Source organism: Neisseria sp. P0007.S010 (assembly GCF_051962875.1).
GTDB classification, from domain to species: Bacteria; Pseudomonadota; Gammaproteobacteria; order Burkholderiales; family Neisseriaceae; genus Neisseria; species Neisseria subflava_A.
In genome coordinates this window covers 199,493-213,186 of record NZ_JBQCUX010000002.1, presented here as the reverse complement: position 1 = coordinate 213,186, position 13,694 = coordinate 199,493, and the positions used below count along the sequence as shown (strand labels likewise).

Sequence of the window (13,694 nt, the reverse complement as noted above, 5' to 3'; positions counted from 1 at the left end):
ATCTCTTAGCACAAAACATATTATTACAAATTTATTCCATTTATTTTAAATATTTAAATAATTTATATTTTTTCTACTTTATTATTAAATATAAGCAGAGCTACTCCAACCTTCACAAGGCTGTACTCAATAATAGCCTATCCCTTCATCTCAATTAATCGGTATATTCACTGCGTCCAATACATCCAAATTTCCAAATGCTTTGGCATAAATTTCTTATTTATAAGATAATGCTATTTCTTTAACCATTATAAAAAAGGGGAAACTATGTTTGATTTTATAAAGCGGAAATTTCGTGAAGCCATCATTGACCCGATTTCCGACAGCGTTCGAGAAAAACAGGAACAATTGGCAGAAACGGCTTCTGAATATGCGGCACCCAGCGTTTTCTACCTACTCTTCGCCATTACAGGCGCAGTAGCCGTCATTTTGGTTTTACTGAGCCTTTCACTTTATATAGGCCAGCTTTTGGGCAGCTACCTATACGGACTATTTATCTTTACCTCATTTTTTATCTTATTGTTTTTATTCGTATGGTCAATGCGTTCTCGTATTGAAACAGCCGTTAAAAAAACCGTATATGAGCTTTTAAAACCATCAACAGATGCCGATGTTACGATTCCTTTGGTGGAGGCGGAGGTCTTAGAAGAAACGGAAGTCAAACGTTTGGAGAAACATTAAAATTTTAAAAGGCCGTCTGAAAAACATTCAGACGGCCTTTTAATTAAACTTTTTATTTTTCCGATTTCAACACGCGTTGACGGCGGGTTTCGCTCAATACCATGCCTGCGCTGACGGAAACATTCATGCTTTCTACCGTGCCAAACATCGGAATCGATACCAGCATATCGCAATGTTCCCGCGTCAGGCGGCGCATACCCTCGCCTTCGTTGCCCATTACCCAAGCCACGCTGTCGGGCAAGTCGTAGTGGTAAAGGTCGGAGTCGCCACCCATGTCTGTGCCGACAATCCAAATGCCGTACTCTTTTAATTCACGCAAAGTACGGGCAAGATTGGTTACGGTAATATACGGCACGGTTTCCGCCGCGCCACAGGCAACTTTGCTGACAGTCGCATTCAAGCCGGCGCTTTTGTCTTTAGGCGCAATTACGGCATGCACGCCCATCGCATCGGCAGTACGCAGGCACGCGCCGAGGTTGTGCGGATCGGTAATGCCGTCCAATACCAGCAAAAACGGAGGTTCGCTCAGGTTTTCCAATACATCTTCTAAGTGAACATGGTTTTTGGAAGCATCGATAAACCCGACCACGCCCTGATGACGCGCCCCTTTGCTGATGGCATTCAGGCGGTCGGCATCAGCAAAATGCACGCGTACGTTTTCAGAGGCCGCTTTATCCAATACATCGCGGGTGCGCGCATCGGATTTGCCCTCTTGGATATAGAGTTCGGTAATCGATTTCGGGTTTTGCCACAAACGGGCATTGACGGCGTGAAAGCCATAGATGAGTCGTTGGTTTGCCATGTTTTTGCTTTATCAAAAAATTCAGACGGCCATTATAACAAGTAAGGCCGTCTGAAAATTTTTTATTTCATCAAATAACCGAGTATGCCCGAAGTGCCAACGCCGATTAATACCGTCACCAACATCGAAAACCGGCTGGCCGCCAATACCGTCAAAGCAATGGCAATCAGCTCATGCGGTTTGTCCGACACAAAATAAGGCGCAATCACGGAAATCAACACACAGCCCGGCGCGGCCTCCATAACCACTTGCGCGCGACGGCTCAACGTACGGTTGCGCAATGCAAAAAAGCCGATTAATCGGGTTGAATAGGTAACGGCCAACATACTTAAAAACAGCAAAAACGATTGCAGCGACAACAAATCCTTCATTTTTGCTCTCCCCACACATACGCCGCCAACAAGCCCGACAACGTTCCGGCCGGAACATACCATGCGCCATCCACGGTCAAATAGGTTGCGCACGCCACAATCAGGCTGACAAACCAAGGGCGTGAAGCCGCAAAGCTCTTCCACATCCCGCGCAGCAACACCAAAAACACCGCAGGAAACGCCATGCCGAAGCCCCAAGCCGCCACATCGCCGAACATCGGGCCGACTGCCGCGCCAAATGCCGCAAAACCAATCCAAGTTACATACAAAATAAAACACACGCCGGCATAAAACGGCATATTGAAAGCAGGCAAACCTGCCGCCTTACGCTTTTGAATTTCAGCAAACGCCATTGCCCAGCTTTCATCACACATAAAAAACAGCGCGGGCATTGCCTTTTTCAGCGGCATATCCCTCATATACGGCGCAATCGCCGCCCCCATCAGGATATGGCGCGAATTGATCATAAACGTAACTGTTGCAATCAGCATAATCGGCAAAGGATTTGCCCACAAATTGACTGCGGCAAATTCCGAACCTCCGGCAAAGTTCATGCCCGTCATCAGCAGCATTTCCAGCCAACTCATGCCTTTCTGCCCACCCTGCATGCCCAAAATCAGCGCCCACGGCAACAAGCCGATCAGCATGGGGGAACATTCTTTGATACCGCGCAGAAATTCCGATTGAGGAGAAGCAGTCTGATTCATTTTGATTGAAACGGTTTATTAAAAAGAAGCGACGTATTATAAAGCAGGCCGTCTGAACAAGGGTATAATACGGAAAAATTAGATTTATTTACGGAAACCGATATGACCCACACCGTCCATCTACAGTTTGAAGAAATTGACAATACCGTGTTGCAACGCCTGTGCGGCGCGCTCGACAGCAATCTCGAAGCCTTAGGCAAAGCCCTTGATATCCAAATCAGCCGCCGCTTCGAACATTTCACCTTCATGGGCGAACTGGCACACGCCGGCCGTCGCGCCTTGCTGTCGCTTGCCGAAGCCGCAAAAAAAGGCGACTTGGACGACAACGCCATCAGCCTCGCGGCCGTTGAAGCAAAAACAGCAGATGAAAAACACGAAGAAAAACACCACGACCAACAATACTATTTCCGCACCAAACGCGGCAGCATCGGCGGCCGCACCCCGCGCCAAAACGGCTATATCCGCGCCTTGCTCAACCACGATGTCGTGTTCGGCTTAGGCCCGGCCGGTACAGGCAAAACCTATCTTGCCGTTGCCGCCGCAGTCGATGCCATGGAAAAACACCAAATCGAACGCATCGTGTTGGTGCGCCCCGCAGTCGAAGCAGGCGAAAAATTAGGCTTCCTGCCGGGTGATTTGGCACAAAAAGTCGATCCCTACCTGCGACCGCTTTACGATGCACTGTATGATTTGATGGGTTTCGACCGCGTAACCAAACTGATGGAAAAAGGTTTGATTGAAATTGCGCCACTCGCCTACATGCGCGGCCGCACCTTAAATGGCGCGTATGTCATCTTGGACGAAGCGCAAAACACCACGCCCGAACAAATGAAAATGTTCCTGACCCGTATCGGCTTTGGTGCCAAAGCAGTCATTACCGGCGACATCAGCCAAATCGACCTGCCGCGCAACATCAAATCCGGCTTGAAAGATGCACGAGAAAAACTGCGCGATGTAGAAGGCCTGTATTTCCACACCTTCACCAGCGAAGACGTTGTCCGCCATCCTTTGGTGCAGAAAATCGTCGAAGCCTATGAAGCAGCGGAAGAGCAAGCCGAAAAGAAAAGCGGCGAATAATCTTTTCAAACACTCAAGGCCGTCTGAAAATCAAATTTCAGACGGCCTTTCTACATCATTCTCCCTATAATACTGCTATAATCCGAAAATCAAGTAAAACAAAGACTTCAAAAGGAAAAATATGTCCCTCAAGCCACCCGTCCGAATCGCCGTTACCGGCGCGGCAGGCCAAATCGCCTACGCCACCCTCTTCCGTATCGCCGGCGGCATCATGCTCGGACGCGACCAACCCGTTATCCTGCAGCTGCTCGACCTGCCACAGGCACAACAGGCATTGCGCGGAGTGATTATGGAAATGCAGGATTGCGCTTTCCCGCTCCTTGCCGACATCTTCGCCACAGACGACCCCGAAGTCGCCTTCAAAGATGCCGACATCGCCCTCTTGATTGGTGCGCGCCCGCGCACGCAAGGCATGGAGCGTGCCGACTTGTTGCACGCCAATGGCGAAATTTTCAAAGTACAAGGCGCGGCGTTGAACAAAGTTGCCCATCGCAACGTTAAAGTCCTCGTCGTCGGCAATCCGGCCAATACCAACGCCTACATCGCCATGAAATCCGCACCCGACATCCCGCCGGAAAATTTTACCGCCCTGATGCGTCTCGACCACCACCGCGCAGTCAGCCAAATTGCCGAAAAAATCAACCGCCCGATTACTTCCATCGAGCAAATGTGCGTCTGGGGCAACCACAGCCCGACTATGTACGCCGACTACCGCTACGCCACCAGCAACGGGGAGTCCGTCCAAGACATGATTACCGAACCCGACTGGAACACCGAAGTCTTCATGCCGAAAATCGCCGAACGCGGTGCCGCCATTATCGCTGCGCGCGGTTCATCATCCGCAGCTTCCGCCGCCAATGCCGCCATCTACCACCTGCGCGACTGGTTGCTCGGCAGCAGCGGTAAATGGATAACCATGGGCGTTCCATCCGATGGCTCCTACGGCATTCCCGAAGGTTTGATTTTCGGCTTCCCCGTCATTTGTGACGAAGGCAGCTACCGCATCGTCCAAGGCTTGGACTTGTCGGATGAATTCAGCCAAAAACGTATTGCCGCCACACTGGCCGAATTGGAAGAAGAACGTTCAGCCATCCAGGATCTACTCTAAAACAAAGGCCGTCTGAAAACCAAATTTCAGACGGCCTAAATAATTAAATGCCCGTTCTACAATCATTTTTAAAAGCTAGAATGGCACTCTTTGTCCTTGCTTATCTTTAAGATGCCATTGACCTGACGGTGTACAACCGCCACCACTACCGCCGACAGCATAATGATCACAATTCGGGTCAAGCCGTTTCCCTTGAGAATATGAGCCATTTGTCAAACCGTCTCCATCAAAGGAACTGCATGCGCCGGTGAAAGCTACGCAAAACAAGATTAAAAATTTCTTCAACATTCACATCACCTTTTTTATAAAAATCATACCCAAAAATTGTAACCTAGATAAAGTTCCCACGCTATCGATATGAGCCACACCGTGTGAGCAAAAAGAACCAATCTCGCCTTGCCCACATTTGTGTATATAACTAATTGTGCCGCCGATATATGTGCCAAAATTTCGCTGCCATCACTCAAAGAAAAACTACTGCCAGAAATTTGGAATACACATATAATGAAATTAAAAACATAAAAATAGTTATCAAACTAATTTTATAAACATGTGACAAATTTTTTGCAACTTTGTTTCTTATGGTTTTGCTTTTTTATAAAGCTCGCTCTCACAATATAAAAATTATCCAATACCTTCTCTGCGTTTGAAAAAGGCCGTCTGAAAACCAAATTTCAGACGGTCTTTACTATGCAGCCTTATTCCGCTACATCAATGCACAAATATTTCAATTCTAAATACTCGTCCGCACCATATTTGCTGCCTTCACGTCCCAAACCGCTGCGTTTTACGCCGCCAAACGGTGCTACTTCATTACTAATTAAGCCCGTATTGATACCGACCATGCCGTATTCCAAGGCTTCGCCGACGCACCATTGGCGGGCGGTATCGGAGGTGAAAAGGTAAGCTGCCAAACCGTATTCCGTATTGTTCGCAGCCTCGATGACTTCGGCTTCGGTTTCAAAACGGAACACCGGACACAAAGGCCCGAAGGTTTCCTCGTGGGCTACCGCCATTTGCGCCGTAACGCTGCTTAAAACAGTCGGCTCAAAAAACGTTCCACCCAACGCGCTGCGTTTGCCGCCGGTCAGGCAACTTGCGCCTTTAGCCAATGCGTCGGCGATGTGCTGCTCTACTTTCTCCACCGCTTTTTCCTCAATCAGCGGTCCTTGGTTTACGTCATCTTCCAAGCCGTTGCCCAATTTGAGCGCAGCCACTTTTTCACTCAATTTGTGACAAAATTCCTCGTAAATGCCGGATTGAGCGTAAACGCGGTTGGTGCAGACGCAGGTCTGACCGCTGTTACGGAACTTGCTGGCGAGCGCACCTTCGACGGCTTTGTCTAAATCGGCATCGTCAAACACGATAAACGGCGCATTGCCGCCCAGTTCTAAGCTAAGTTTTTTAATGTCTGCCGCACTGTCGGCAAAAATTTTTGCGCCGACTTCGGTTGAGCCGGTAAAGCTAATTTTGCGCACAGTTGGATTTGTGGCAAATTCATGGCTGATTTCCGAAGCACTACCGCTGACAACAGGCAACAAATCCTGTGGTACGCCCGCTTCATAAGCCAAAACGACTAATGCATACGCACTCAAAGGCGTGAGTGATGCTGGTTTGACTATCATCGCGCAACCCACCGCCAAAGCAGGCGCAGCCTTGCGTGCAATCATCGCAGATGGGAAGTTCCACGGCGTAATCGCAGCGGTAACACCGACAGGCTGTTTCAATACAACCAGTTTTTGCGATGCTTTCACACTTGTCAGCACATCGCCGTCAATCCGCCGCGCCTCTTCCGCAAACCAGCGCACAAACGAAGCCGCATAATCAATTTCACCACGCGCCTCAGTCAGGCTTTTGCCCTGCTCCATCGTCATGATACGCGCCAGTTCTTCTTTGTTTTCTTTAATTAAAAAATACCAACGCCACAACACATCGGCCCGTTCCAACGCGGTTTTTGCCGCCCATAATTTTTGTGCCGTCTCTGCCTTTTGAATCAAAAGCTTCAGGCCGTCTGAACCAGTCTTACGGACAAATGCCAAAGCCTCACCTGTTGCAGGGTTATCAACTCTAATGGCATTTGGAATCGGAGAAAAGGAAATATCGGGATGATTGAGCAAACGGGCAAAATCTTTCATGAGAAACGACCTTTCTAAAACCGAGGATATACGTTCATTATCATATTCATACCATCAAAGTGCAACTAAATCAAAAAATAAACCAACATCAAAGGCCGTCTGAATATCTTACAGACGGCCTTTGCTTTAACGACATCATATCTATCTTAAATAACGAATGAAATACGATGATTAATACCCTACCTCAAAAGGATAAGACACATGTATTACAACAATTTGCTATAATATAAAAATCAGTTCAACCCTCATCCAAAATTCCATTTTCAGACGGCCTTTGTCTGTTTATAAGGCCGTCTGAAATGTTTTCCGTCCATCCTCTTCTGCCGAGCCATGATTCCATCTGATTTCATTGACGAGCTTTTATCCAAAGTCGATATTGTCGATATTATCGACGAGCAGGTTCCGCTGAAGAAAGGCGGGGCAAACTATATGGCCTGCTGTCCGTTTCACAAGGAAAAAACGCCGTCGTTTTCGGTCAGCCCGACCAAGCAATTTTACCATTGCTTCAGTTGCGGGGCTCATGGTTCGGCGATTGGTTTTGTGATGGAACATCAGGGGCTGTCGTTTCCGGAGGCGGTGCAGTTTTTGGCTGATCGCGTCGGTATGACGGTGCCTAAAGTTCGCGGGCAGGAAGACAATCCCGAAATCCGTGCCGAACGTAAGAAAAAACAACAGACTTTGGAAGAAACGACGGCAGCGGCAGCGGATTTTTACGCACAACAGTTGAAATTCAATCCGGCGGCAAAGGCTTATTTGGATAAGCGCGGCTTGAGTGCGGAAGTCATCGCGCATTATGGCTTAGGCTATGCGCCTGACGGTTGGCAACCTTTGGCGCAAGTGTTCCAACCCTATCCGAATACTGCGTTGGTGGATACGGGCATGGTCGTTGATAACGAAGGCAAACATTACGACCGCTTTCGCCATCGTGTTATGTTCCCTATCCGTAATCCTCGCGGTCAGGTAATTGGCTTTGGCGGCCGCGTATTGGACGACTCCAAACCCAAATACCTGAACTCGCCCGATACTCCTTTGTTTGACAAAGGGAAAAACCTTTACGGACTATATGAAGGGCGTGCTGCCATAAAAGAGGCAGGACGGATTTTGGTGGTCGAAGGCTACATGGACGTGGTCGCATTGGCGCAGTTCGGCGTCGGCTACGGCGTAGCGGCTTTGGGTACGGCAACCACGGCGGAACACATCAAAATCCTGATGCGTCAGGCCGACAGTATTTATTTTTGTTTTGATGGCGACAGTGCGGGACGTAAAGCGGCTTGGCGCGCGCTGGAAAATGCGTTACCACAATTAAAAGACGATAAATCGCTGCATTTTCTGTTCCTACCCGAAGAACATGATCCAGACAGCTACATCCGCGCCTACGGCAAGACTCAATTTGAAGATGCCTTGTTAAACCAAAGCAAGCCCCTATCGGAATACTTTTGGGAACATCTTTCAGACGGCCTTAACCTCAATACACAAGAAGGCAAAGCAGAGTTGGTCAAAACCAGTTCTCCGCTTTTGGCTCAGATTACCGCGCCGGCATTGGGCTATCTTCTAAAACAAAAACTCAGCGAGCTGGTAGGCATTGACCCGGACAACCTCGCCCAGTTACTCGGACAAGAAGCGCCAAAGCGGCACGTCAAACAAAAAAGTTACAAACTGCCGCCTATTTCTGTCAAACAGCCAACCATGCTGACGCTGGTTCAAAGACAGATACGCAGCCTCTTGATAAATCCGGCTTGGGCTTCATATATAGACCTACCCGATTATCTGGCTTTAAGCGGCGACTTTGCCTGCCTTGCCAATTTAGCCGAAACCATCAAGCATCACGATACGACTCCTGCAACCGCACAAGTGCTTGAATATATGCGCGGTTCGCCCTATGAGGAAACCGTCAATCAAATCTTTTTATCGACCCTTCATTCTGAAGAAATGGAAGGGGATAACGAAGAAGATTGCGAAAGTTTCCAAATTGGCATGAAAAAGTTGTTAAATGAATTAAAATACAGTCAAATCGAAACTTTAAAGCAAAAAAGTATTCAAACTGGTTTGACCGAAAATGAAAAAAGACTTTTGCTGTCGCTTTTGACGGCAAAGCAAAACTAACCCCTCAGGCCGTCTGAACAATCTAAACACACGCTGCGAAGCATGACACGCAGAACACTCCATCCGTAATATTTTCAGACAGCCTCAGAGTATTAAAGTGAAATCTGATTTCACAACAAAAAGCTCTGCTCCGCCTTCAGGTACGGCCACATCACCGTAAACCGTCGGCATCCTATCAACCTAGAGAGCAATCCATGTCTAAAAACCAAAACTACGAAGAATACCAAGACCAAGATGACAACCGTCCCTTGAGTATCGAAGAGCAGCGCGCCCGTCTGCGTCAACTCATTATTATGGGTAAAGAACGCGGCTACATCACTTATTCCGAAATTAACGATGCCCTGCCCGACGATATGTCCGACGCCGAGCAAATCGACAACATCGTCAGCATGATTTCCGGCTTGGGCATCCAAGTAACCGAGCAAGCCCCCGATGCTGAAGACATCCTCTTGAGCGACAACGCCGCCGCCATGACCGACGACGATGCCGTTGAAGAAGCCGAAGCAGCACTCTCCAGTGCAGATTCAGAATTCGGCCGCACAACCGACCCTGTGCGTATGTATATGCGTGAAATGGGTCAAGTCGATCTGTTGACGCGTGAAGACGAAATCATCATCGCCAAAAAAATCGAAAATGCACTGAAAAACATGGTGCAGGCAATCTCCGCCTGCCCAGGCTCAATTGCCGAAATTCTGGCTTTGATCGAACAAGTCCGCAACGACGAAATCCGTGTGGATGAAGTGGTTGAAGCCATCATCGACCCTAATGAAGTCTTGTTGAACGAATTGGGCTTGGGTCATTTGGAAAATGCCAAACCAGATGACGAAGAAGGCGAAACCGTTAGCGATGATGAAGATGGCGACGATGAAGATGAAGACGATTCAGGTAGCGACTCTGAAGCCATATCCGCTGCCCATTTGGCCGAACTGAAGCAAAAAGTTTTGGAACACTTCGCCTTTATCGAGAGCGAATACGGCAAAATGATCAAGCAGTTGGAAAAATACGGCAGCCTGCACGCCAACTACCTGAAACACCGTGATGCCATTGCCAACAAACTGTTAGAAGTCCGTTTTGCCACACGTCAAATCGAAAACCTGAGCAGCAACCTGCGCAGCCGCGTTGAAAACATCCGTAAACTCGAGCGTGAAATCCGCGACATCTGTATCGACCGCGTCCGTATGGATCGCGACTACTTCATCAAAAACTTCCTGCCAGCTATTACCGATTTGGAATGGGTAGAAGAAGAAGTAGCCAAAGGCCGTGTATGGGCAAACGCATTGGATCGTTTCCGCCACGCCATCCTCGAAAAACAAACCGAGCTGGCAAATATGGAAGCCGAAACCCGAATTTCCATCGAAGAGTTGAAAGAAATCAACAAAAACATGGTGTTGAGCGAAAAAGAAACCTCAGCAGCCAAACAGGAAATGATTCAGGCCAACTTGCGTTTGGTTATTTCCATTGCCAAAAAATACACCAACCGCGGCTTGCAGTTCCTTGATTTGATTCAAGAAGGCAATATCGGCCTGATGAAAGCGGTGGACAAATTCGAATACCGCCGCGGCTACAAGTTCTCAACTTACGCCACATGGTGGATCCGTCAAGCGATTACCCGTTCTATCGCCGACCAAGCGCGTACCATCCGTATTCCGGTTCACATGATTGAAACCATCAACAAAATGAACCGTATCTCGCGCCAATACCTGCAAGAAACCGGTGAAGAGCCTGATTCTGCTAAACTGGCCGAGCTAATGGAAATGCCGGAAGACAAAATCCGCAAAATCATGAAAATCGCCAAAGAGCCGATTTCCATGGAAACACCGATTGGCGATGACGACGATTCGCACTTGGGTGACTTCATCGAGGATGCCAACAACGTTGCACCGGCAGAAGCTGCGATGTACACCAGCCTGCACGAAGTGACCAAAGAAATCCTTGAAAGCCTGACGCCGCGTGAAGCCAAAGTTTTGCGTATGCGTTTCGGTATCGATATGAATACCGACCACACTTTGGAAGAAGTCGGCAAACAATTTGACGTAACCCGTGAACGTATCCGTCAAATCGAAGCCAAAGCCCTGCGCAAGTTGCGCCACCCGACCCGTAGCGACCGCCTTCGCAGCTTCCTCGACAGCGAAGAAAACAAATCATAAAAGCAAACCGCAGGTTGAAAGACCTGCGGTTTTTTATTGCAATACAAAAAGGCCGTCTGAAAACCAAATCTCAAAAGATTTAATCGTTTCAGACGGCCTTAAACTTATTTTGATAATTTATTCAGCCTCAGTGGTTTTCTTTTTCGGATGGCGGCGGCGACGTTTGGATTTGCCATCAGTTGATCCACTTTGTTTCTGACGTTTGTGATCATTGGCAACAGTCATTTGCTGGCGTGTTTCCTCATCGGCATGTTGGAAAGTTGTCCACCAAGAAGCCATCTCTTTATCAACCTCACCAACCTCGCTACGCAAAATCAGGAAATCATAAGCGGCTCGGAAACGGGCTTGTGATAACAGGCGATACGGGCGTGCGCCACGCATATTGTCAAATTGCGGCTGAAATTGCCAGATTTCACGCATGGTTGCAGAAAATCGTTGCGGTACGCCCCAACCCTTCTCTACCGTATCTCGCATGGTGTTCATCGCATCCATCAATGCAGGGACAGGTTTTTGTCCATGGCTTAGATTGCGTTGCCACATAGCATTTAGTGTCGGCCACAATACCGCCGCCAATACGAAACCGACGGAAACGGACTTATCCGCACGGATACGCTCATCGGTATTTTTCAAGGCCAACATAATCATACGGTTTTCAGCCGCTTCAGCAGTTTTCAAGGCATCTAAAAGCGGATGGATGCCTTCGGGAATACCCAACTCGTTTAGCCGTTTCAAACAGGCACGGGAATAACCGGAAAACAGAATTTTCAGAATTTCGTCAAAAAGACGAGCAACAGGCTCATTTTTCAGACGGCCTCCATATTCGGCAATCGGCAAAGCCGTTTGCTCTTCCACTTCAAAGCCCAACTTGCCCGATAAACGTACAGCACGAAGAATACGGATAGGATCTTCCTGATAGCGTTCGGCAGGATCGCCTATCATCACCAATTTTTTATCAGCAACATCAGCCACACCCTGATGGAAGTCCCAAATCTCCTCTTTAATCGGGTCGTAATACAGCGCATTGCAAGTAAAATCGCGACGCATGGCATCTTCTTCAATGCTGCCGTAAGTATTGTCCTTCATAATGCGGCCTTGCGCATTTTGCTGAACCTTATCGCCGCCACGGAACGTCGTCACTTCAATGGTTTCTGGGCCGATCATCACATGAACGATTTGGAAGCGGCGGCCGATAATGCGGCTGCGGCGGAATACTTTGCGGATTTGCTCCGGCGTGGCGTCCGTTGCAATATCAAAGTCTTTGGGCTCGACCCCGAGCAACAAATCCCGAACGGCACCACCGACAATATAAGCCTGAAAACCGGCTTCATGCAGACGTTTGGCAATTTTTTCCGCGGCAAAGCTCAACATATCCGCGCGGATACGGTGTTGCTCAAGTGGGATAATTTCCTTTTCGGGCAACGATTTGACGTGTTTTTTAGGCAACACTTTATGCAGCCATTTTTTTAACATAAGCAGCTCTTTTCACAATAAAAAAGGCCGTCTGAAACTTGTCTGGCTTAAGCCTTTGCACAATATTCTGCCGCAGAAGGGACAAAACATTGAGCAAAGGCTTCAGACGGCCTAAAAAAGACGTGCCATTATACCTTATGGAAGTTCGATTAATTAGCGTATTGGCAAAAAATATCGGCTATAATGACGGTCTGACAACGATTCAGGCAGAACATCATGTACCACTACAAATCCGAAGCTACCCAATTCCTCGACAAACTCATGGAAGACAATCCCGAAATGGAAGCACAACGCCTCGAAAACCGCCATTTGCTGTGGGATGTTACCCTCAATCCGATAGAGCAGGCCGAATTTGAAGCAGCCAAAGTCAATAAAAAACCCTACACCTACTATCAAGACTAATCCCGTATCGGCATGACGACCAACACGCACAATACCGATCCGGCATTACAACATTACCTTAACAGCATCGGTCAATCCGAACATCCCGTTTTGACCGCATTGCGCGAGCGTACCCAATCACATCGTCTGGGAAAGATGGCCATCGCCCAAGAGCAGGCAGCCATGTTGGTGTGGTTGGCCAAATTATTGAATGCCAAAAAATATTTGGAAGTTGGCGTCTTTACCGGTTACAGCAGCACCGCCATGGCGCTTGCCCTCCCCGAAGACGGCAAAATCACGGCTTGCGACATCAATGTAACCTTTACCGATATTGCCCGCGAAACATGGCAGGCAGCAGGCATAGCGCATAAAATCTCGCTTCATCTGCAACCGGCTTTGCTAACTTTGGACGATTTGATTGCGCAAGGCGAATCGGAAAGCTACGACTTGGCACTTATCGATGCCGACAAACCGCCTACGCCGCAATATTTCGAACGCTGTTTGCAACTGGTACGGAGTGGCGGCGTGATTGCCATCGACAATATTTTGTTGGGAGGACGCGTCATGAATGAAGCTGCCGAAAATGATCCGCCCAGCTTGGATATCCTGCGCCATTTCAACCAAAATCTGCCGCACGATACACGCATTATTCCCATTACCCTGCCTATCGGCGACGGTTTGACATTACTACTAAAAAAATAAAACGACACAA

The 13,694-nt window shown here is 48.2% G+C and carries 12 protein-coding genes; 7 read left to right on the top strand and 5 right to left on the bottom strand.

The window, feature by feature from the left end; translation table 11 throughout:
* The first annotated feature begins 267 nt into the window (after positions 1-267).
* Positions 268-681 carry a hypothetical protein gene (locus tag ACTHR7_RS02500; protein ID WP_107791876.1) on the top strand — a complete coding sequence of 138 codons (414 nt, stop codon included), beginning with the start codon at positions 268-270 and terminating at the stop codon, positions 679-681.
* Positions 682-733: 52 nt separating this feature from the next.
* Here ACTHR7_RS02500 and rlmB read toward each other — a convergent pair whose 3' ends face one another.
* From rlmB to ACTHR7_RS02485, 3 genes are all read right to left on the bottom strand, one after another.
* Positions 734-1,483 carry a 23S rRNA (guanosine(2251)-2'-O)-methyltransferase RlmB gene (gene rlmB, locus ACTHR7_RS02495; RefSeq protein ID WP_107791875.1) on the bottom strand — a complete coding sequence of 250 codons (750 nt, stop codon included), beginning with the start codon at positions 1,481-1,483 and terminating at the stop codon, positions 734-736.
* Between the two features lie 62 nt (positions 1,484-1,545).
* Positions 1,546-1,854: an AzlD family protein gene (locus tag ACTHR7_RS02490; protein WP_003680717.1), complete on the bottom strand. Its 309-nt coding sequence runs from the start codon at positions 1,852-1,854 to the stop codon at positions 1,546-1,548.
* Positions 1,851-2,561: an AzlC family ABC transporter permease gene (locus ACTHR7_RS02485; RefSeq protein ID WP_107791874.1), complete on the bottom strand. Its 711-nt coding sequence runs from the start codon at positions 2,559-2,561 to the stop codon at positions 1,851-1,853. The genes ACTHR7_RS02490 and ACTHR7_RS02485 overlap by 4 nt, the downstream gene beginning before the upstream one ends.
* 102 nt (positions 2,562-2,663) lie before the next feature.
* On the opposite strand from ACTHR7_RS02485, the gene ACTHR7_RS02480 reads away from it, so the two are divergent.
* Both ACTHR7_RS02480 and ACTHR7_RS02475 read left to right on the top strand, forming a co-directional pair.
* Positions 2,664-3,638, top strand: coding sequence for a PhoH family protein (locus ACTHR7_RS02480; protein ID WP_254324836.1), 975 nt, complete (start codon positions 2,664-2,666; stop codon positions 3,636-3,638).
* Positions 3,639-3,759: 121 nt separating this feature from the next.
* A complete protein-coding gene (locus tag ACTHR7_RS02475; RefSeq protein WP_377072686.1) occupies positions 3,760-4,746 on the top strand; it encodes a malate dehydrogenase in 987 nt (328 codons plus the stop codon).
* A gap of 698 nt (positions 4,747-5,444) precedes the next feature.
* Here ACTHR7_RS02475 and ACTHR7_RS02470 read toward each other — a convergent pair.
* Positions 5,445-6,881 (bottom strand): NAD-dependent succinate-semialdehyde dehydrogenase, encoded by a 1,437-nt coding sequence (locus tag ACTHR7_RS02470; protein ID WP_440370262.1) that lies wholly within the window; start codon positions 6,879-6,881, stop codon positions 5,445-5,447.
* A gap of 330 nt (positions 6,882-7,211) precedes the next feature.
* On the opposite strand from ACTHR7_RS02470, the gene dnaG reads away from it, so the two are divergent.
* Entirely contained in the window at positions 7,212-8,984 is a 1,773-nt protein-coding gene (dnaG, locus tag ACTHR7_RS02465) for a DNA primase (protein WP_440370261.1), read from the top strand.
* Positions 8,985-9,178: 194 nt separating this feature from the next.
* Positions 9,179-11,131, top strand: a complete 1,953-nt coding sequence (rpoD, locus tag ACTHR7_RS02460) for an RNA polymerase sigma factor RpoD (protein WP_377072683.1) — start codon at positions 9,179-9,181, stop codon at positions 11,129-11,131.
* A gap of 117 nt (positions 11,132-11,248) precedes the next feature.
* Here the strand turns inward: rpoD and ACTHR7_RS02455 are convergent, their stop codons facing one another.
* Positions 11,249-12,601, bottom strand: a complete 1,353-nt coding sequence (locus tag ACTHR7_RS02455; protein WP_440370260.1) for a polynucleotide adenylyltransferase PcnB — start codon at positions 12,599-12,601, stop codon at positions 11,249-11,251.
* 216 nt (positions 12,602-12,817) lie between these two features.
* Between ACTHR7_RS02455 and ACTHR7_RS02450 the strand changes: the two genes are divergently transcribed.
* Entirely contained in the window at positions 12,818-13,003 is a 186-nt protein-coding gene (locus ACTHR7_RS02450) for a DUF3460 family protein (RefSeq protein ID WP_070644850.1), read from the top strand.
* A 12-nt stretch (positions 13,004-13,015) separates the two neighbouring features.
* Complete coding sequence (locus tag ACTHR7_RS02445) at positions 13,016-13,684, top strand: class I SAM-dependent methyltransferase (RefSeq protein WP_070644852.1); 669 nt, start codon at positions 13,016-13,018, stop codon at positions 13,682-13,684.
* Positions 13,685-13,694: the final 10 nt, after the last annotated feature.